Annotated in this window: 16 protein-coding genes; 5 read left to right on the top strand and 11 right to left on the bottom strand. The window is 71.8% G+C overall.

The window, feature by feature from the left end:
• Positions 1–94: 94 nt before the first annotated feature.
• The 6 genes from whiA to AC07F3_RS28310 form a co-directional block, all read right to left on the bottom strand.
• Complete coding sequence (whiA, locus tag AC07F3_RS28335; protein ID WP_100574436.1) at positions 95–1,084, bottom strand: DNA-binding protein WhiA; 990 nt, start codon at positions 1,082–1,084, stop codon at positions 95–97.
• Positions 1,075–2,097 carry a gluconeogenesis factor YvcK family protein gene (locus tag AC07F3_RS28330; protein ID WP_479117251.1) on the bottom strand — a complete coding sequence of 341 codons (1,023 nt, stop codon included), beginning with the start codon at positions 2,095–2,097 and terminating at the stop codon, positions 1,075–1,077. Before AC07F3_RS28330 ends, whiA begins: the two co-directional genes overlap by 10 nt.
• Positions 2,094–3,038: an RNase adapter RapZ gene (gene rapZ, locus AC07F3_RS28325; protein WP_479117250.1), complete on the bottom strand. Its 945-nt coding sequence runs from the start codon at positions 3,036–3,038 to the stop codon at positions 2,094–2,096. Before rapZ ends, AC07F3_RS28330 begins: the two co-directional genes overlap by 4 nt.
• A complete protein-coding gene (gene uvrC / locus AC07F3_RS28320) occupies positions 3,035–5,074 on the bottom strand; it encodes an excinuclease ABC subunit UvrC (protein ID WP_479117249.1) in 2,040 nt (679 codons plus the stop codon). The genes rapZ and uvrC overlap by 4 nt, the downstream gene beginning before the upstream one ends.
• A gap of 105 nt (positions 5,075–5,179) precedes the next feature.
• Positions 5,180–5,998: a hypothetical protein gene (locus AC07F3_RS28315; RefSeq protein WP_479117380.1), complete on the bottom strand. Its 819-nt coding sequence runs from the start codon at positions 5,996–5,998 to the stop codon at positions 5,180–5,182.
• Between the two features lie 5 nt (positions 5,999–6,003).
• Positions 6,004–6,612: a papain-like cysteine protease family protein gene (locus AC07F3_RS28310; protein ID WP_479117248.1), complete on the bottom strand. Its 609-nt coding sequence runs from the start codon at positions 6,610–6,612 to the stop codon at positions 6,004–6,006.
• Between the two features lie 238 nt (positions 6,613–6,850).
• Between AC07F3_RS28310 and AC07F3_RS28305 the strand changes: the two genes are divergently transcribed.
• Entirely contained in the window at positions 6,851–7,774 is a 924-nt protein-coding gene (locus AC07F3_RS28305; RefSeq protein WP_479117247.1) for a hypothetical protein, read from the top strand.
• A 134-nt stretch (positions 7,775–7,908) separates the two neighbouring features.
• Here the strand turns inward: AC07F3_RS28305 and AC07F3_RS28300 are convergent, their stop codons facing one another.
• Positions 7,909–8,337 (bottom strand): Rieske (2Fe-2S) protein, encoded by a 429-nt coding sequence (locus AC07F3_RS28300; RefSeq protein ID WP_399485201.1) that lies wholly within the window; start codon positions 8,335–8,337, stop codon positions 7,909–7,911.
• Positions 8,338–8,493: 156 nt separating this feature from the next.
• Here AC07F3_RS28300 and AC07F3_RS28295 point away from each other — a divergent pair, with 156 nt between their 5' ends.
• On the top strand, positions 8,494–9,441 hold the full coding sequence (locus AC07F3_RS28295) for a carbohydrate kinase family protein (RefSeq protein ID WP_479117246.1): 948 nt from the start codon (positions 8,494–8,496) through the stop codon (positions 9,439–9,441).
• A gap of 170 nt (positions 9,442–9,611) precedes the next feature.
• On the opposite strand, the gene uvrA is transcribed toward AC07F3_RS28295, so the two are convergent.
• Positions 9,612–12,626: an excinuclease ABC subunit UvrA gene (gene uvrA / locus AC07F3_RS28290; RefSeq protein WP_479117245.1), complete on the bottom strand. Its 3,015-nt coding sequence runs from the start codon at positions 12,624–12,626 to the stop codon at positions 9,612–9,614.
• Positions 12,627–12,848: 222 nt separating this feature from the next.
• On the opposite strand from uvrA, the gene AC07F3_RS28285 reads away from it, so the two are divergent.
• The 3 genes from AC07F3_RS28285 to AC07F3_RS28275 all read left to right on the top strand — a co-directional run bounded on the left by AC07F3_RS28285 (position 12,849) and on the right by AC07F3_RS28275 (position 15,727).
• Positions 12,849–13,538: a maleylpyruvate isomerase family mycothiol-dependent enzyme gene (locus tag AC07F3_RS28285; protein WP_479117244.1), complete on the top strand. Its 690-nt coding sequence runs from the start codon at positions 12,849–12,851 to the stop codon at positions 13,536–13,538.
• A 21-nt stretch (positions 13,539–13,559) separates the two neighbouring features.
• A complete protein-coding gene (locus AC07F3_RS28280) occupies positions 13,560–14,216 on the top strand; it encodes an MBL fold metallo-hydrolase (RefSeq protein WP_479117243.1) in 657 nt (218 codons plus the stop codon).
• Between the two features lie 224 nt (positions 14,217–14,440).
• Positions 14,441–15,727: an MFS transporter gene (locus tag AC07F3_RS28275; protein WP_479117379.1), complete on the top strand. Its 1,287-nt coding sequence runs from the start codon at positions 14,441–14,443 to the stop codon at positions 15,725–15,727.
• A gap of 15 nt (positions 15,728–15,742) precedes the next feature.
• Here AC07F3_RS28275 and AC07F3_RS28270 read toward each other — a convergent pair whose 3' ends face one another.
• The 3 genes from AC07F3_RS28270 to AC07F3_RS28260 form a co-directional block, all read right to left on the bottom strand.
• Positions 15,743–16,723 carry a TerC family protein gene (locus AC07F3_RS28270; protein WP_479117242.1) on the bottom strand — a complete coding sequence of 327 codons (981 nt, stop codon included), beginning with the start codon at positions 16,721–16,723 and terminating at the stop codon, positions 15,743–15,745.
• A 279-nt stretch (positions 16,724–17,002) separates the two neighbouring features.
• Positions 17,003–18,910, bottom strand: coding sequence for a TerD family protein (locus AC07F3_RS28265; protein ID WP_479117241.1), 1,908 nt, complete (start codon positions 18,908–18,910; stop codon positions 17,003–17,005).
• A gap of 105 nt (positions 18,911–19,015) precedes the next feature.
• Positions 19,016–19,594: a TerD family protein gene (locus AC07F3_RS28260; RefSeq protein WP_479117240.1), complete on the bottom strand. Its 579-nt coding sequence runs from the start codon at positions 19,592–19,594 to the stop codon at positions 19,016–19,018.
• Positions 19,595–19,726 lie beyond the last annotated feature (132 nt).

Genomic DNA, 19,726 nt, shown 5'->3' with positions numbered 1-19,726 from the left:
AATACCGCGAAGGGCCCCGTGGCCATGCGCCGCAAACGGAACCGGCGCCCACCAAGTGGGCGCCGGTCGGGGCCGGTTGGACGGCGGGCGAACCTCAGCCGACCAGGCCGTCCGCCATCTCCTCGGTCAGATTGGACTCGGTCCCGGGGATCCCCAGATCCTGGGCCCGCTTGTCGGCCATCGCCAGCAGGCGGCGGATCCGGCCCGCGACCGCGTCCTTGGTCAGCGGCGGGTCCGCGAGCGCGCCCAGCTCCTCGAGGGAGGCCTGCTTGTGCTCCATGCGCAGCCGGCCGGCCGCCGCGAGGTGCTCGGGGACCTCCTCGCCGAGGATCTCCAGGGCGCGCTGGACGCGGGCCCCGGCGGCCACCGCGGCCCTGGCCGAACGGCGCAGGTTGGCGTCGTCGAAGTTGGCGAGGCGGTTGGCGGTGGCGCGGACCTCGCGCCGCATCCGCCGCTCCTCCCAGGCGAGCACCGACTCGTGCGCGCCGAGCCGGGTGAGCAGCGCGCCGATCGCGTCGCCGTCGCGGACGACCACCCGGTCCACACCGCGGACCTCGCGGGCCTTGGCCGCGATCTGGAGCCGCCGCGCGGCACCGACCAGGGCGAGGGCCGCCTCCGGGCCCGGGCAGGTCACCTCGAGGGACGAGGAGCGGCCCGGCTCGGTCAGCGAGCCGTGCGCCAGGAACGCGCCGCGCCAGGCCGCCTCCGCGTCACAGGTCGCGCCCGAGACCACCTGTGGCGGCAGGCCGCGGATGGGGCGGCCGCGGCCGTCGACGAGGCCGGTCTGGCGGGCCAGCTGGTCGCCGCCCGCCACGACCCGTACGACGAAGCGCGAGCCTCTGCGCAGGCCGCCCGGAGCCATCACGATCAGCTCGGAGCTGTGCCCGAAGATCTCCAGAATGTCCCGCTTGAGCCGGCGTGCCGCCATCGCGGTGTCCAGCTCCGCCTCGATCACAATGCGGCCGCTCACCAGGTGCAGCCCGCCCGCGAACCGAAGAATCGCCGAGACCTCCGCCTTCCTGCAGCAGGTCCGGGTGACGGGCAGCCGGGAAATTTCGTCCTTCACCGCCGGCGTCATCGCCATGGGCCGATCCTTCCATGCATCCGGAAAATACGGTCGTACGCGGCGGCCAACAGCTCCGGATCGTGCTTCGGAGAGCCATCGGGCCTGGCCACGGGCGCCAGCTCGACCTCGGCTCCGAGCCGTTTCGCGGCTTCGGTCAGACTCCCCCGGTCGGGCACGGCGGCCTCGTCGGCCAGCACCACGTCGAAGGCGAGTTTAGGGGCGTGTCGTCCCAAAACCTCCAAATGACGCTGCGGAGAGAACCCATCGGTTTCACCCGGTTGTGGCGCGAGGTTCAACGAGAGGACCTTGCGGGCCTTGGTCTCGGTGAGCGCGTCGAGCAGCTCGGGCACCATCAGGTGCGGGATGACCGAGGAGAACCACGAGCCCGGGCCGAGCACGACCCAGTCCGCGTCGAGCACCGCCGCGACCGCTTCCGGGACGGCCGGCGGATCGTGCGGGACCAGCTGGACGGAGAGCACCTCGCCCGGGGTGAGCGCCACCGTGGCCTGGCCGCGCACGGTGTCCACGTCGTCGGGACGCCGGGGGTCGTGCCCCCGTACGAGGGCTTCCAGCTCCAGCGGCACGGCCGACATCGGCAGCACCCGGCCCTGGGCGCCGAGCAGCTTGCCGACCAGGTCGAGCGCCTGCACATGGTCGCCGAGCTGCTCCCACAGGGCGACGATCAGCAGGTTGCCCACCGCGTGCTCGTGCAGCTCGCCCTTGGACTGGAAGCGGTGCTGGATGACCCGGGACCAGGTCTGGCCCCAGTCGTCGTCGCCGCACAGGGCGGCCAGCGCCTTGCGCAGGTCGCCGGGCGGCAGCACGCCCAGCTCGGCGCGGAGCCGGCCGCTGGAGCCGCCGTCGTCGGCCACGGTGACGACGGCCGTCAGGTCCCCGGTGATCCGGCGCAGCGCGGCGAGCGAGGCGGAGAGGCCCATGCCGCCGCCGAGCGCGACGACCTTGGGCTGGGCGCCCCGCTTGCGGCCGGTGCGCAGCACCGGTCCGGCGGTGCGCCGGCGGTACACCTTCACTCGCGCCCCATGTCCCGGTGGACGACGACGGTCTCGATCCCCTCGGAGGCCAGGCGTGCGGCGAGCTTCTCGGACATGGCCACCGAGCGGTGCTTGCCGCCGGTGCAGCCCACCGCGATCGTCACGTACCGCTTGCCCTCGCGGCGGTAGCCCGTCGCGATCAGCTGGAGCAGCTCGCTGTACTGGTCGAGGAACTCCTTGGCGCCGGGCTGGTTGAAGACGTAGCCCGACACCTCCTCGTTCAGGCCCGTGTACGGACGCAGCTCCGGCACCCAGTGCGGGTTGGGCAGGAAGCGGCAGTCGACCACCAGGTCGGCGTCGACCGGCAGGCCGTACTTGTAGCCGAACGACATGACGGTGGCGCGCAGCTCCGGCTCCTCGTCGCCGGCGAACTGGGCGTCCATCTTGGCGCGCAGCTCGTGGACGTTGAGGCTGGAGGTGTCGATCACCAGGTCGGCGTCGCCGCGCAGCTCGCGCAGCAGGTCGCGCTCGGCGGCGATGCCGTCGACGATCCGGCCCTCGCCCTGGAGCGGGTGAGGGCGGCGCACCGACTCGAAGCGGCGCACCAGCGCGTCGTCGGAGGACTCCAGGAAGACGATCCGCCGGGTGACCTCCTTGGCGTCGAGGTCGGCGAGCGACTCGCGGAGGTTGTCGAAGAACCTGCGGCCGCGCACGTCGACGACGACGGCGATGCGCGCCACGTTGCCCTGGGAGCGGGCGCCGAGCTCCACCATGGTGGGGATCAGCGCGGGCGGCAGGTTGTCGACGACGAACCAGCCGAGGTCCTCCAGGCACTTGGCGGCGGTGCTGCGCCCGGCGCCGGACATGCCGGAGATGATCACCAGCTCGGGGATGGGCGCATCGGCCCCGCCGGCCTCGATCGTCGTGCCCGTACTCACGTGTACTCCCGCTTCTCGGTCTTCTTCGTGCTGCTCAGTCATGTCGTGCTGCCCCCGTCGTCCTCTTCAATGATCTCTCCTGTCGCCGTGTTCACGGCGGGCGCGGCCGGGACCGCCTGCGCGAGGGCCGCGGCAACGGTCTCGGCCGTCTTGCGGCCTATGCCGGGGACCTCGCAGATCTCGTCGATTGTCGCCGACCGGAGCTTCTTCACCGAGCCGAAATGCTTGATCAGAGCCTGTTTGCGGGTGTCGCCGAGGCCGGGCACCGCATCCAGCGGGCCCGCCTTGAAGCGCTTCGTCCGTTTGGCCCTCTGATAGGTGATGGCGAAGCGGTGGGCCTCGTCACGCACCCGCTGGAGGAGGTAGAGCCCCTCGCTGGAGCGCGGCAGGACCACCGGGTCGTCCTCCTCGGGCACCCAGACCTCTTCGAGCCGCTTGGCGAGCCCGCACACCGCGATGTCGTCGATGCCCAGCTCGTCCAGGGCCCGCTTGGCCGCGGCGACCTGCGGCTGCCCGCCGTCGACCACGAGCAGCTGCGGCGGGTAGGCGAAGCGCTTGGGGCGGCCGTCCTCGTCCTGGAGCGCGGAGACCTCGCCGGACACCGGCCCGGACAGCCCGCCCGCGAGCCCCTCGGCGCCCTCCTGGCCGTCCTCCTCCTCGACCCACTCCCCCGTGCGCGCCTTCTCGGCCAGATAGCGCTTGAAGCGGCGGCTGATCACCTCGTGCATGGACCGGACGTCGTCCTGGCCCTCGAAGCCCTTGATCTGGAAGCGCCGGTACTCGCTCTTGCGCGCGAGACCGTCCTCGAAGACGACCATGGACGCCACGACGTCGTCGCCCTGGAGGTGCGAGATGTCGAAGCACTCGATGCGCAGCGGCGCGCTGTCCAGCTGCAGGGCGGCGGCGATCTCCTCCAGGGCCCGCGAGCGCGTCGTCAGGTCGGAGGCGCGCTTCGTCTTGTGCAGCGCGAGGGCCTGCTGGGCGTTGCGCGCGACCGTGACCATCAGGTCCTTCTTGTCGCCGCGCTGCGGGATGCGCAACGAGACGTTGGAGCCGCGCCGGGTCGCGAGCCAGCCGCTCACCGCCTCGGTGTCCTCGGGCAGGGCCGGGACGAGGACCTCCTTGGGCACCGCGTCGCCGCTCTCCTCGCCGTACAGCTGCTGGAGCGCGTGCTCGACCAGGCCCGCGGTGTCGACGGCCTCCACCTTGTCGGTGACCCAGCCGCGCTGGCCGCGCACCCGGCCGCCGCGGACGTGGAAGATCTGCACGGCGGCTTCCAGCTCGTCCTCGGCGACCGCGATCAGATCGGCGTCGGTGGCGTCGTTGAAGACGATCGCGTTCTTCTCCAGGGCCTTCCTGAGCGCCTCTATGTCGTCGCGCAGCCGGGCGGCGCGCTCGTACTCCATGTCCTCGGCGGCGGCCATCATCTCCTGCTCGATGCGGCGCAGGTAGGCGCCGGTGCGGCCGGCCATGAAGTCGCAGAAGTCCTCCGCCAGTTCGCGGTGTTCCTCGGGGGTGACCCGGCCGACGCAGGGGGCCGCGCACTTGCCGATGTAGCCGAGCAGGCAGGGGCGGCCGATCTGGGCCGAGCGCTTGAACACGCCCGCCGAGCAGGTGCGTACCGGAAAGACGCGGAGCATCAGGTCGACGGTCTCGCGGATGGCCCAGGCGTGCCCGTACGGGCCGAAGTAGCGCACGCCCTTCTTCTTGGCGCCGCGCATGACCTGGACGCGCGGGAACTCCTCGTTCATCGTCACCGCGAGGTACGGATAGCTCTTGTCGTCGCGGTACTTGACGTTGAAGCGGGGGTCGAACTCCTTGATCCAGGAGTATTCGAGCTGGAGCGCCTCCACCTCGGTGGCGACGACGGTCCACTCCACGGCGGCGGCGGTGGTCACCATCGTGGCCGTGCGCGGGTGCAGACTCGTCAACGGCTGGAAGTAGTTGGCGAGCCGCTGGCGCAGGGACTTCGCCTTCCCGACGTAGATCACCCGGCGGTGTTCGTCGCGGAATTTGTAGACCCCCGGCGAGTCGGGGATCTGTCCCGGCTTGGGGCGGTAGCTGGAGGGGTCTGCCATGGCCACCACCCTACTTGCGGGGGCTGACAACGCGGCTTCTCCCATGGGGTCGGGCGGTGAACGGGCCGGTGCGGGGGCGCCTCGCCGCCCCGCACCGGCCCGGTACTACACCTGCCCGGCCGGGCGGCGGCGCCTGCGCAGGGCCGCCGTGCCGGTGAGGCCGAGCGCGAGGAGCGCGCCCGCCCCGGCCACGGTGGAGACCACCGTCAGGGGGCCGTCGTCCCCCGCGGCGACGGCGGCCGCCTGCGCGGCCTGGGCCCTGGTCTCCTGGGGCGTCTCGGCATAGCCGCCGGCCTTGCCCGACCGGTCGTACGCCGAGCCCGGCAGCTTGTCCCCGTAGGCGTGCGCGACGCGCGTCCGGTAGGCGGCCAGGGTGGTGCCGTTCGCGCCGATCGCCTTGACGGCGTCCTCGTCGAGCGGCAGCACCCGGGTGTCCTTCTCCACGTACCAGGCGTTGATCTGCGGCTCCTGGAAGACGGTGCCGCCGGGGAGTTTCGCGGCGCCCGCCGCCGCGTACCGGGCCTCGTCGTCGCCGGTGGCTATGTTGACCACCTGCCAGGCGGAGCCCTGCCGCACCGTCCACAGGGAGGCCTTCTGGCCGTCCGACGAGACGGCCGTGGAGGCGAGGTATTCCAGCTGGGCGACGGGCGCGCCCGCCCTGCCCGCGACGAACGCCGGGGACAGCGCGTAGACGGGCACGGTGTCGCCCTCGATGCGCGGGGCGGCGGCCTTCAGCGCCACCTTGCCGTCCCGGGCGAAGAAGCGGGAGAGCGTGTCGAGGGTGGCGGGAGCGCTCGCGGCCTGGCGGGCCGCGGCTTTGGCCTCGGCGGAGGCGGCGGGCGCCTGGTCGGCGAAGGCCTGCGGGGCGGCGAGGCCGATGAGCGCGGCGGCGACGGCCGCGGGAGCGAGACGGGTCCACTGCATCGTCGTCACGCCCCGATCCGGTACAGCGAGTGGGTCCAGGAGAAGGAGTCGTTGTCCACGTACCAGGCGTGCGAGGCCCAGTTGTAGCGGGTGCTGGAGGGCCAGGGGTCGCCCCAGTACACCCAGCTGTTGGCGTCGTCGTAGCCGTACAGGACGTGCATGTGACCGCCGCCGCTGGACCACTGGATGCGGGTCTCGATCGGGCGGTTGTTGTTGATCTCGGTCTGCACGGTCGAGTAGCGCAGCCAACCGCTCACGTACGAGCCCGAGTTGATACCGGCCCAGTCCAGGGCGTTCTGCACGTTGCCCAGGTCGGCCTGCCAGTTGGGGCAGTCGTAGCCCTGGGCCCGGCCGAAGGCGGCGTTGCAGAACTGGTTCTGGGTGTAGCTGCGGCCGAACCAGGTGGCGATGGTGTTTCCGCTGCCCGCCCAGCACCAGTTGTTCTTCTGCTGGGACTGCATGGTGATGCCGAGCCGTTTGGAGCTCGCCGCGGCGGCTGCGGCGGGCACCGGCCTGTCGTTGTGCGGGGCGGCGGTCGCTGTTGCCGTGGGGGCGGCGAACAGGGCCGCCACCACGAGGGTGAGGGCCGACAGCCGTCTCTTTCCGTTGCGCATCGCGTTCCTCCCATGGCGGAGTGGGGGGTTGGGGATGGTGGAGGATCGCGTCCGGACGCTTGCCGTTGAGCATCGGGCGTTGTCGAGAACTGGTCAACGCGCTTCAATGCGGGGTGGGACGCGGGTGTGAACGACGTGGCCGGAAAGTGAACAACTCCCGGCCCACCACCAGGTTTTCCCCGACCTGACGCCACCTCGCGCCCACCCCCCACCGTGAACGTTCACTGAGGAGTCCCCCATGCTCCACACCGAGGCCGACCTGACGCAGGCGCTGCGTACCGGCCCCTTTCACCTGGCGTTGCGCGCCGCGCTGTCCGTCCGGGGCCTGCCGCTCCAGCGGGTCCAGCACCATCTGGCCGGCCGGGGCATCAAGGTCGGCGTGACGAGCCTGAGTTACTGGCAGCAGGGGGCGCGGCGGCCGCAGCGGCCCGAGTCCCTGCGCGCGGTACGCGGCCTCGAAGAAGTGCTTGGCCTGCCCGCGAACTCCCTGCTCCGCCTCCTCGACGACACCTCGGCCGCCGAGGTGGAGCGGCCCGCGGGACGTTCCTACCGCTCGCTCGTGGCGGCGTCGGGGGTGGTGGAGCAGCTCATCGGCGAGCTGGAGTCCCCGGTGGACGGCGGTCTGCACACCGTCGGCCACCACGAGCGCGTCCGGATCGGTGCGGGCCGCGAGCTGCGCGGCCGCGACTCGCAGCACGTGGTACGGGCCCATCGCGACGGCATCGACCGCTATCTGGCCATCCACCGCGGCGACGCGGAGTGCGATCCGGCCCGGGTCGAGGTGCGCGCGGGCGAGAACTGCCGCACCGGCCGGGTCCGCTGGGACGCGTCGAGCGGGGTCCTGGTCGCCGAGCTCCTCTTCGACACCCGGCTGCGGGCCGGCGAGACGTATCTGTTCGGCTACGGCTTCGAGGACGGGACGGGCGGGCCGAGCCGGGAGTACGTACGCGGCTTCAGCTTCGCGGGCGGCCAGTACGTCCTCCAGGTCCGCTTCGACGAGCGGGCCCTGCCCGCCCGCTGCCGCCGCTTCGCCCAGACGTCGACGGGCGCCGTCCGCTCCGGCCGCAGCGACCTCACCCTCAGCGGCCGGCACCGCTCGGTGCACCTGGTGGAGCAGGGGGTGCGGCCGGGGATCCTGGGGATCGACTGGGACTGGGAGTGAGGGGCGTGAAAACCTGGGGGCGAGGGGTGACCGCGGTGCGGCCTCCGGCGCCCCGGTCGGCGTCCAGGGCGCGGCCGGGGCCGGTTCCGCGTCGGGGCGGGGCCTAAAAGTCCGGGGAGATCCGTGCTGCTCGGTTACGCGTCGGGCCCGGCCACCAGCTGGCCGTCCTTCAGCTTCACCGGGACCTTGGGCAGCGGCACCGTGGCCGGGCCCTGGACGGGCTTGCCGGTCATCACGTTGAAGCGGCTGCCGTGGCACGGGCAGTTCGCGTGGCCGTCCTCGATCTTCTCCAGGAGGCAGCCGGCGTGCGTGCACTGGGCGCTGAACGCCTGGTACTCGCCCTTGGCCGGGCAGGACACCATGACCCGCTGCTCGCGGTAGAGCTTGGCGCCGCCGACGGGCACCGCATCGGGCGAGCCGAGCGGTTCGGGGGCGGTCGGCGTCGGGGTCTCGGCGTGGCCGAGCTTGGACTCGGTGGAGCAGGCGGCTACGCCGACCCCCGCGGCCCCGGCGAGGGCGGCGCCTTTCAGCACGGTGCGACGGGCGGCGGGCTGGCCGGTCATGGCTTCTCCACGGATCACTGGTCTTGGTCGGCCGTCTGCGCGACCGACCCGGCCGTCGCAACCGACCCGGGTTGCGCCATCGACGATACCGGGGCAGATCGCTCGCCCCGCGCCGGGGCTGCCCGCACGGTCGGTGGATGGGTTACGTTCTGGGCCGTGATCGTCGTCGCCGGAGAGTCCCTCATCGACCTGGTGCCGCAGTACCCCGAGGATCCGCTGGGGCCGCTGGCGCCGCGGCCCGGTGGCGGCCCGTACAACACCGCGGTCGCGCTCGGCCGGCTCGGCGCGGGGGCCGCCTTCTGTTCCCGCGTGTCCACGGACGGCTTCGGCGAGGCGCTCCTGGCCGGGCTGCACTCGGCCGGGGTGGACACGTCGCTGGTGCAGCGCGGTCCGGAACCGACGACGCTCGCCGTGGCGTCGCTCGCGCCGGACGGCTCGGCGCGCTACGGCTTCTACGCGGACGGGACCGCGGACCGTCTCTTCGCACTCCCCCCTCAACTGCCGCCTTCCGCGAGCGCGTTGGCGCTGGGCACCTGTTCGCTGGTGCTCGAACCGGGAGCGAGCGCGTACGAGGCCCTGCTGCGCAGGGAGTCCGCGCGCGGTGTGCTCACCCTGCTCGACCCCAACATCCGGCCGGGCCTGATTCCGGACCCGGACGCCTACCGGGCCCGCTTCAGGAGCTGGCTGCCCCACGTCTGCCTGCTGAAGCTGTCGGAGGAGGACGCGGAGTGGCTGGGCGGCACGGTCACACAGTGGCTCGCGGCGGGTCCCCGAGCGGTGGTCCTGACCCGGGGCGCGGCGGGCCTGACGGTCCACACGGCGCAGGGCGCCGAACACTCCGTACCGGCCGAGCGCGTGGAGGTGGTGGACACCATCGGTGCGGGCGACACGGTGAACGCGGCCCTGCTCCACCGCCTTCCGACCGCCTCCGCCCTCGCCCGCGCGAACTGGCCCGAGGTACTCCGCTACGCGTCGAGGGCAGCGGCCATGACCTGCACGCGCGAGGGCGCCCAGCCTCCGACGGCGAAGGAACTGGCCGCCTGGGCTCGGCCCCTTCCGCCCGGCGACATCCGGGGCGTGCCCCGTGCGGGTGGCGCTGCCTGAAGGCGCTGAGGCGCGGCCCCTTCCGCCCGACAGGGCCCAGAGCGCCTGGGGCGAGACTGTGTGGAGGGCTTGGGGCGCAATCACCGGCGCGAGGGGCGCAACCCCGAGGGGGCTGCGCCCCGCCCCTTCCCAACCCCCCGGAGGGTCTCGGGAAGGGGCGCGGGGGAAACTCAGCTCTTGCGAGCCCGCGTCGTCTTCTTCGCCGGGGCCGCCTTCTTGGCGGTGGCCGAAGCCCGGGCCGTCTTCTTGGCGGGTGCCGCCTTCGCCGCGGAGACCGCCTTCTTGGCCGGGGCCTTCTTCGCCGTCTTCCGCGCCGGCGACGAGGACGCGGCGTCGCTGATCCGGTCCGCCCCCAGGATGTCCCGCAGGAACTTTCCGGTGTGGCTGGCCGGCACCGAGGCGACCTGCTCGGGCGTGCCCTCGGCGATCACGAGACCGCCGCCGCTGCCGCCCTCCGGGCCCATGTCCACGACCCAGTCCGCCGTCTTGATGACGTCCAGGTTGTGCTCGATGACGATCACCGAGTTGCCCTTGTCGACCAGCCCGGAGAGCACCTTGATCAGCTTCGAGATGTCCTCGAAGTGGAGCCCGGTGGTGGGCTCGTCGAGCACGTACACCGTCCGCCCCGTGGAGCGCTTCTGGAGCTCGGAGGCGAGCTTCACACGCTGGGCCTCACCGCCCGACAGGGTCGGCGCCGACTGGCCGAGCCGGACGTACCCGAGCCCGACCTCGTTGAGCGTCCGCAGATGACGCGCGATCGTGGGCACGGCCTCGAAGAACTCCAGGCCCTCCTCGATCGGCATGTCCAGGACCTCGGCGATGGACTTGCCCTTGTAGTGGACCTCCAGCGTCTCCCGGTTGTAGCGCGCCCCGTGGCAGACCTCGCACGGGACGTACACGTCCGGCAGGAAGTTCATCTCGATCTTGATGGTGCCGTCGCCCGAGCAGTTCTCGCAGCGGCCGCCCTTGACGTTGAAGGAGAACCGGCCGGGGAGGTAGCCCCGGACCTTCGCCTCCATCGTCTCGGCGAACAGCTTGCGGACGTGGTCGAAGACGCCCGTGTACGTCGCCGGGTTGGACCGGGGGGTGCGGCCGATGGGCGACTGGTCGACGTGCACGACCTTGTCGACCAGGTCGTCGCCGTCGACCCGGGTGTGCCGGCCGGGCACGCTGCGCGCCCCGTTCAGCTCCCGGGCCAGGTGCGTGTACAGGATGTCGTTGACCAGCGTCGACTTGCCCGAGCCCGAGACGCCGGTGACGGCGGTCAGCACACCGAGCGGGAACGAGACGTCGATGTCGCGGAGGTTGTTCTCCTTCGCGCCGTGCACCGTGAGCCGGCGCGTGGGGTCCGTGGGCCGCCGCACGTCGGGCAGCGGAATCGACTTCTTGCCCGCCAGGTACTGGCCGGTCATCGACTCCTTGTTGCTGAGCAGCTGCTTCAACGGGCCGCTGTGGACGACCTTTCCGCCGTGCTCGCCGGCGCCGGGGCCGATGTCGACGACCCAGTCGGCCACCTTGATGGTGTCCTCGTCGTGCTCGACGACGATCAGGGTGTTGCCCATGTCGCGCAGGCGCACGAGCGTCTCGATCAGGCGGTGGTTGTCGCGCTGGTGCAGGCCGATCGACGGCTCGTCCAGCACGTACAGGACGCCGACCAGGCCGGAGCCGATCTGGGTGGCGAGGCGGATGCGCTGCGCCTCGCCGCCGGAGAGCGTGCCGGCCGCGCGGTTGAGCGAGAGGTAGTCGAGGCCGACGTCGACGAGGAACTTCAGCCGCTCGTTGACCTCCTTCAGGACCCGCTCGGCGATCTTCTTGTCGCGGTTGTTGAGCTTGAGCTCGGCCAGGAAGTCCGCGCAGTCGCTGATCGACATCGCGGAGACCTCGGCGATGGACCGCTCCATCACGGTGACCGCGAGAACCAGCGGCTTCAGGCGCGTGCCTTCACAGGTGGGGCAGGGCACCTCGCGCATGTAGCCCTCGAAGCGCTCGCGGGCGCCGTCGCTCTCCGCCTCGGAGTGGCGCCGCTTGACGAACGGCACCGCGCCCTCGAAGGAGGTGGTGTACGCCCGCTCACGGCCGTACCGGTTGCGGTAGCGGACCTCGATCTGGGTCTTGTGGCCGTACAGCAGCGCCTTCTTGGCGCGCTGCGGGAGCCCGGCCCAGGGGATGTCGGTGCGGAAGCCCAGCTCGTCGGCGAGCGCGCCCACCAGGCGGGCGAAGTAGTCCTTGGTGTGGCCGAGCGACCACGGCGAGACCGCGCCCTCGTCGAGGGACTTGTCCTCGTCCGGGATGATCAGGTCGGCGTCGACCTCCATGCGGGTGCCGATGCCCGTGCAGTCGGGGCAGGCGCCGAACGGCGAGTTGAAGGAGAAGGAGCGCGGCTCCAGCTCCTCGAAGGACAGGTCGTCGTACGGGCAGTAGAGGTGCTCCGAGTACATCCGCTCGCGCTCGGGGTCGTCGGCCGCCAGGTCGACGAAGTCGAGCACGACCATGCCGCCGGAGAGGCCGAGCGCGGTCTCCACGGAGTCGGTGAGCCGGCGCTTGGCGGAGTCCTTCACCGTGAGGCGGTCGATGACCACCTCGATGGTGTGCTTCTCCTGCTTCTTGAGCTTGGGCGGCTCGGCGAGCTGGATGGTCTCGCCGTCGACCCGGGCGCGGCTGTAGCCCTTGGTCTGGAGGTCGGCGAACAGGTCGACGAACTCGCCCTTGCGCTCGCGCACCAGCGGCGAGAGCACCTGGAAGCGGCTGCCCTCTGGCAGTTCGAGCACCTTGTCGACGATGGCCTGCGGCGACTGGCGCGAGATGGGCCGGGCGCACTCGGGGCAATGCGGCTTGCCGATGCGCGCGAAGAGCAGACGCAGGTAGTCGTAGACCTCGGTGATGGTGCCGACCGTCGAGCGCGGGTTGCGCGAGGTCGACTTCTGGTCGATCGAGACGGCGGGCGACAGACCTTCGATGAAGTCGACGTCCGGCTTGTCCATCTGGCCGAGGAACTGGCGGGCGTAGGACGACAGCGACTCGACGTACCGCCGCTGTCCCTCCGCGAAGATCGTGTCGAAGGCGAGCGAGGACTTGCCCGACCCGGACAGACCCGTGAAGACGATGAGGGAGTCACGCGGGAGGTCGAGCGAGACGTTCTTGAGATTGTGCTCGCGCGCGCCACGGACGATGAGACGGTCGGCCACGCCGGTCCGCACCTTTCTAGAGAGAGCGAGGGAGCTGCAGGAGCCCCCGTCCCAGGGTATGGGGGGCGCCTCGGGGATGTCGTTGATTCTTGGATGAATCCGGACAGGTTCCACAACGGTTCTGGGCGGGAACCCATTCCCGAGCGTATAGCACGCGCATTCGATTTACGGACTCGTCCGGCCACCTTCACCCGGACGAGTGGCCGGGCTATCGTCGGCGCCATGATTGATCACGTACGCGACCTGGCCTCTGTACACGAAGCCACCGAGCGACTGCTCACCGCAGCGGCCGCATTGGACAACGCCGCCGTGGCCGAGCCGTCACGGCTGCCCGGCTGGACCCGCGGCCATGTACTGGCCCATATCGCACGGAACGCGGACGCGCTCGTCAACGTGCTGGCCGGGCGGCCCATGTATCCGAGCCCCGAGGCCCGGGACGCGGACATCGACCGCGACGCGCCCCGTCCGCTGGACGTCCAGCTCGCGGACGTACGCGACAGTGCGGCCGCCTTCCAGGCGGAGGGCGCGCGGCCCGCCGACTGGTCGCGCACGGTCGAGCTGCGCAACGGCGTGACGGACACCGCGGCCCGGGTGCCCTTCCGGCGGCTCGTCGAGGTCGAGCTGCACCACGTGGACCTCGGCATCGGCTATGAGCTGGAGGACCTCCCCGCGGACTTCGTGAGCCGCGAGACGGACTTCCTCGCCGAGCGCTTCGCCGGGCACAAGGACCTTCCCGCGATCGCCCTGAGCGACGACACCGGCAGGACGTGGACCACCGGCGGCGGTGCCGAGGCCGGCCCGGTCCAGGTGAGCGGCCCGGCCGCCGACCTCGTCGGCTGGCTCGCGGGACGGCGCGACGGCGCCGCCCTGAAGGTGACCGGCGGAACGCTGCCCGCCCTGCCCCCGCTGTGATCCCGGCGATAGGCTGAGCCCATGACGTACAGCGGAGCGGTGAAGGTCGGCGGTCCGGCCGATGTGCACGAGCTGACGGACCTGATGATCTCCAAGGTCGAGGTCGGGGCGATGGGCAACAACGCCTACCTGCTGCGCTGCCGCGGCACGGGCGAGCAGTTGCTCATCGACGCGGCCGCCGACCCCGGCACGCTGCTCACGCTGATCGGTGACGACGGCATCGCGTCCGTCGTCACCACCCATCGCCACGGCGACCACTGGCAGGCGCTCGCCGAGGTCGTCGCCGCGACGGGCGCGCGCACCTATGCGGGCCGCTTCGACGCCGAGGGCATCCCGGTGCCCACCGATGTCCTGGTCGAGGACGGGGACACGATCAGGGTCGGCCGCGTCGAGCTGACCGCGCGCCACCTCGTCGGGCACACGCCGGGCTCGATCGCGCTGGTCTACGACGACCCGCACGGCCACCCCCATGTGTTCACCGGCGACTGCCTCTTCCCCGGCGGCGTGGGCAACACCTGGAAGGACCCGGAGGCCTTCGCCAGCCTCATCCGCGATGTCGAGACCAAGCTCTTCGACACCCTGCCGGACGAGACCTGGGTCTATCCCGGCCACGGCAACGACACCACGCTCGGCGACGAGCGCCCGCACCTGCCGGAGTGGCACGCACGCGGCTGGTAGCCGCCGGCCGGCGGCGTGATCCGCCGCCGGTCCCGCCGAGGGAGCCGGGCCGTTCGGAGCGCCGAAGATGTCCATGCCTCGATCGTGGCATCCGCCACTGACAATCGACGCTCCGCCCGTGCGCCCACCCGCCGTCCGGTGAGCTTCCGCGCGCCCCGTAACGGAAGATCGCCCCTGGTAGTTGGCGCGACATGCGCACCCCCACCGCTCCGGCCGCCCCCTCGATGATCCGGCTCGCGGCCGCCTCGCTCGCGGGCACGGCCATCGAGTTCTACGACTTCTTCGTGTACGGGACGGCGGCCGCTCTCGTGCTCGGCCCGCTGTTCTTTCCGACGTTCTCCGCGCTCGCGGGCACCCTGGCCGCCTTCGGCACCTTCGGGGCCGGATTCCTCGCCCGCCCCCTGGGCTCGGTCGTCTTCGGGCACATCGGCGACCGCCACGGGCGCCGCCCGGTCATGTTCGCCTCGCTCGCCCTGACCGGGTTCGCGACGGTGGCGGTCGGCTGCGTCCCCTCGTACGCCTCGATCGGCATCGCCGCGCCCTGGCTCCTGCTGGTGCTGCGCTTCCTCCAGGGGCTCGGGCTCGGCGGCGAGTGGGGCGGCGCGGTGCTCCTCACGGCCGAGCACGCGCCCGCCCACCGGCGCGGACTGTGGACGAGCTTTCCGCAGATCGGGCCCACCGCGGGCTTCCTGCTGGCCAACGGGGTGGTCCTCGCCCTGTCCGCCGGACTGACCGACGCCGAGTTCCGCGCGTGGGGGTGGCGGGTGCCGTTCTGGGGTGCGGGGCTGCTCGCGCTGGCCGGGCTGCTGCTGCGGACCTCGCTCGCCGAGACGCCGCAGTTCCGCGAGATGGGCGAGCCGGCCAGGCTGCCGCTGCTCGAAGTGGCGCGCGGGCACGGCCGGTTGGTCCTGCTGACCGCGGGGGCCCTGGCGATCGGGTACGCGGTCTTCTACACGGTGTCCACCTGGTCGCTCGCGTACGCGACGCAGCGGCTGGGGGTCGACCGCACGGTGATGCTCGGCTGCGTCATGGGAGCCGTCGCGATCATGGGCGTGCTGACGCCGTTCGCGGCGCTGCTGGGCGACCGCTACGGGCGGCGGCCGCTCTGCCTGGCGGGGTGCGCGGCGATGGTGGTGTGGATGTTCCCGATGGTGGCCCTGCTCTCGACCGCCGAGCCGCTCTGGATGTTCACCGGGTTCCTGGGCGCCATGCTGGCGTTCATCTCGATGTTCGCGGTGATCGCGGCGTATCTGCCGGAGCTCTACGAGCCGAGGGTGCGGTGCACGGGCGCCGCGGTCGGCTACAACCTCGGCGGGGTGCTCGGCGGGGCGCTGACCCCGATCGTGGCGACGGCCCTGTCCCGCGGCGACGGTCCGCCGTGGGGCGTCGCCGCGTATCTGACCGGGCTCGGACTGCTGAGCCTGGGCTGTTTCGCGCTGCTTCCCGAGACCCGTCCCGCGTCGGCGGTGCGGCACGAGCCCGGGGCCGAGCCGGAGGCGGCCCCGGTGTGAGGGGCCGCCCGTCCGTCAGGCGCCGATGCTGTCCTTCTGGGGCTCTTCGTCCGCGGTCTGCTTCCTGGCGGCTATGAGGCTGGTGACGGTGGTGATGACCAGCACGCCGCAGATCACGCCCAGCGAGAGCGGGATGGAGATCTCGGGGACGTTCACCCCGTTCTCGTGCAGGGCGTGCAGGACCAGCTTCACGCCGATGAAGCCGAGGATCACCGACAGGCCGTAGCTGAGGTGCACCAGCTTCTTGAGCAGGCCGCCGATCAGGAAGTACAGCTGGCGCAGGCCCATCAGCGCGAAGGCGTTGGCGGTGAAGACGATGTACGGGTCCTGGGTGAGGCCGAAGATCGCGGGGATCGAGTCCATCGCGAAGAGCACGTCGGTGGTGCCGATGGCGAGCATGACGACCATGAGCGGCGTCAGGATCTTCTTGCCGTTCTTCTCCACGAACAGCTTGGTGCCGTGGTACCTGTCGGCGACACCGAACTTCTTCTCGACGGACTTCAGGAGGCGGTTCTCCTCGAACTCCTCTTCCTCCTCACCCGAGCGCGCCTCCTGGATGAGCTTCCAGGCGGTGTAGATCAGGAACGCGCCGAAGATGTAGAAGACCCACGAGAAGTTGGCGATCACCGCGGCACCGGCCGCGATGAAGATGGCGCGCAGCACCAAGGCGATCAACACGCCGAAGAGCAGCACCCGTTGCTGGAGGTGCGAGGGCACCGAGAACTTCGCCATGATCAGGATGAAGACGAAGAGGTTGTCGACGGAGAGCGACTTCTCGGTGATGAAGCCCGCGAAGAACTCGCCCGACGCCTGGCTGTTGCCGAAGAACAGCAGGCCGAGGCCGAAGAGCGCGGCCAGCACGATCCAGACCACGGTCCAGACGCCGGCTTCCTTGACCGACACGTCATGGGGCTTGCGCCCGATGAAGAAGTCGGCCGCGATGAGGGCACACAGACCAAGAATGGTCACTACCCACAGGGTCATTGAAACGTCCACTGCGCCTCCGGCGTCGTACGGCTACTGATCAGCGTCGTCGCTGCCGGAGGTCTCTTCCACCCGGGCGCCTTCCCTCGCGCCGCGGGCCGACGCCCCGGGACCCGTCCCGTGGGTCCGTATTGACGGGAACGCCGCAGCCGGGAGTACTCCCCTCCGCTGGGAGTGAGCCTACCCGAATGACCAAGAGCAGGTAAAGAGATTGGTAAAGATCAATCAAATGACCAGGTCAGCGGCGGCTCTCCTGGTCCTTTCGGAGGAGCCTCCCGCGCCGTTCGGCGGCTAGCGGGGCCACCCCGCGCGGGCCTCGCCGACCTGTCCGAGCACCTGCTCAAGGATGCGGCTGCCCGGCGGCGCGAGCGGCGGCTCGTACGTCCAGGCGTGGCCCACCCACGGGTCGGCGAGGTGATCGTCGGGCACCGGGGTCAGGCGCAGCAGCGAACGCCACAGCGGCTGGAGGACCGGCCCGTACGCGCTGGCCTCCTCGCGGTCGGCGACCATCAGGAGGTGGACCCCCACCGAGGGCCCCTCGTCGGCGAGGTAGCGCAGCTGGTTCAGGGCGCGGTCGTCGAAGCCGTGCGGGAAGTCGTTGACGATCAGGAGCTGTTCGGCGGTGTCCATGCCCGGCGGCAGCGCGTCCGCCCCCGCGCCGCCCCGCACCGCCATCTGTACGAGGTCGACGCGCTCGGTGAGCCGGGCCAGCACCTCGGCCACCCCGGCCGCGCCCGCCGCGGGCGGTGCGGCCAGCACCCCGGACCGAGCCAGCGGGGCGAGCCGGGCCGCGGCCGAACCCGCCGGATCGATGACGTGGACGGCGAACTCATGGGCCGGGTAGACCGCGAGCAGCCGGACCGCGACCGCCACGGCCGTGTCCATCGCCAGTGCCTTGATCTGCTCGGTGTCCAGGAACGCGGCCGCCTCGGACCCGCCGCGGCCCGAGTCGATCCACAGGCCGCGCTCAAGCGGCAGCCTGACCAGCATCGGAATGCGCAGCTCCGGCTGTTCGGGCAGGTGGAGATCCCCGACCCGCAGGGCCATGGGGAGCTCCATGGGGACGCGGTAGGCGTGCCATACGGGGTTGTCCCAGCGGGCGTACGCGGGCGGCAGGGCGGGCTCGACGACGTCGGACTCCGCGGTCAGCTGGGCGAGCTCGCGGTCGAGGGCCTCCCTGGCCCGGGCGACCAGTTCCTCCCGCTTGGCGCGGGCCCGCTCGCGCGCCTGGTCACCGGCGGCGCCCAGGCGGCCGCGCGGGTCGGACAGGGCGCGGTCCAGCTCCTGCTCCATCCGGGAGTCCGCGAAGTCGACGGCGCTGCGATAGGCGGCCACGGCGCGGGCCAGGTCCTCGAACATGCCCCACACCTGGTTGTAGAGCCGCTCGTCCAGGGACCAGCCGGTGGCGTCGCCCGCGACGGGCCGCGCGGGCTCGCCGGGGTTCGTGGCCGGTGCGGCCGGGGCGGGGGGCGGTGGTGTGCTGGTCCGGCGCCTGGGGTGGGCGTAGTCGATCGGGCCGCCGTCACCGACCGCCTGCTGGGGCGCGACGCCGGGCGGCCCGGCGTCGCCCGGTGCCGGCCCACCGGCGGCCGCCCGCACCCGGGTCTCGTCGCTCGTACGGGGCGGGGGCGCCGCCACCGAGCGGGAGACCCCGAGCGCGATCGCGTCCTGGATCGCGGCGGACAGCTGCCGGGCCTCGGTCAGGCCCTGGTCGGCGAGCAGGTCGACGAGACCGCCCGCGTACCCCTGCCCGTTGGCGCGGATCTTCCAGAGGCCCTGGCGGCGGTAGAGCTCCAGGGCCACGACCGCGGTCTCGGCGCCGAGGCCGGTGATGGTGTAGCTGGCGATCTCCGTGCCGTCCAGGCCGGTCACGGCGACGAAGGGCGCGGCCACGGCGGCGAACCGGCTGGGCCCGGGCGTCCCGAGCGGCAGCGCGAGGAACACGTCGACCCGGTGCACGTCCTCCGCAAGCGCCTCCAGGTCCACGGCGAGGCGGTGGTCGGCGGCGGCCTGCCGGGAGACCTCGACGCCGGGCAGGGTCGGCGAGCCGGGGTGGGCGACCCGCTCCTCCCCGTGCACCCGGCCCTGCTCGTCAGTGAGCGAGGCTCCGGCCACGACGGGCGTGCCGGCCGACACCCGGATCTCCAGCCGGGTCCGGGGCAGGGGATGGTTCTGTCCCCGTACCAGCTCGACCGTCATCGCCTCTGCCCCCTCGTCGAGTTGATGGTGGTGCCTGTGCGGTTGTGGTGCAGCTCCCGGCGGCCTCGGGCCTCCGGGAGCTGCGGTGTCGGTGATCCGGCGCGGTCAGAGCTGCGGCAGGATCGCCGGCATCAGGTCCTGGAAGGTGCGGCCATTGGCGGCGTTGCCGATCGCCGTCATCTGCCAGCCGGCACCCACGCGGTGCACCTTGGCCATGATCTGCGCGGTGTACTGGCCGCCGCCGTCCAGCGTGTAGCGGGCCAGCTCCTGGCCGTTGGTCTCGTCGACGAGGCGGCAGAACGCGTTCTGCACCTCCTGGAACGTCTGGCCGGTGAACGAGTTCACCGTGAAGACGATCTGGTCGATGTGGACCGGCACGCGCGAGAGGTCGACCAGGATCGACTCGTCGTCACCGCCCTGGCCCGCACCGCCCACGAGGTTGTCGCCGGTATGCCTCACCGAGCCGTCGTCGCTGACGAGGTGGCGGAAGAAGACCACGTCGACGGGCTGCTTGTCGGCGAAGAGCACCGCCGACGCGTCCAGGTCGATCTCCTGCGTCCGCTTGCCGAACAGGCCCCGGCGCGGTGCCGCCTGCCAGCCGAGCCCCATCCGCACCGCGGTCAGGGTGCCGCCACCCTGCTTCTCCAGGCTGATGGCCTGACCCTTGGACAGATTGACCGTCACGCGCTGTCCCCTCTCCCCATGTGTCGTTCTTGACATGCTTTGCGTCGTTGTACGTTCTCGGGCCCGACCCTACGCAGCGCGGCGGGGCCGGTGGCCGTGCGGGGGCATTTTGTGGCGGTGTTGCAACACACC

This window comes from Streptomyces sp. NPDC045846, from assembly GCF_056431605.1.
The sequence above is the reverse complement of the archived record's forward strand: the minus strand, read 5'-3'. Positions and strand labels throughout refer to the sequence as shown.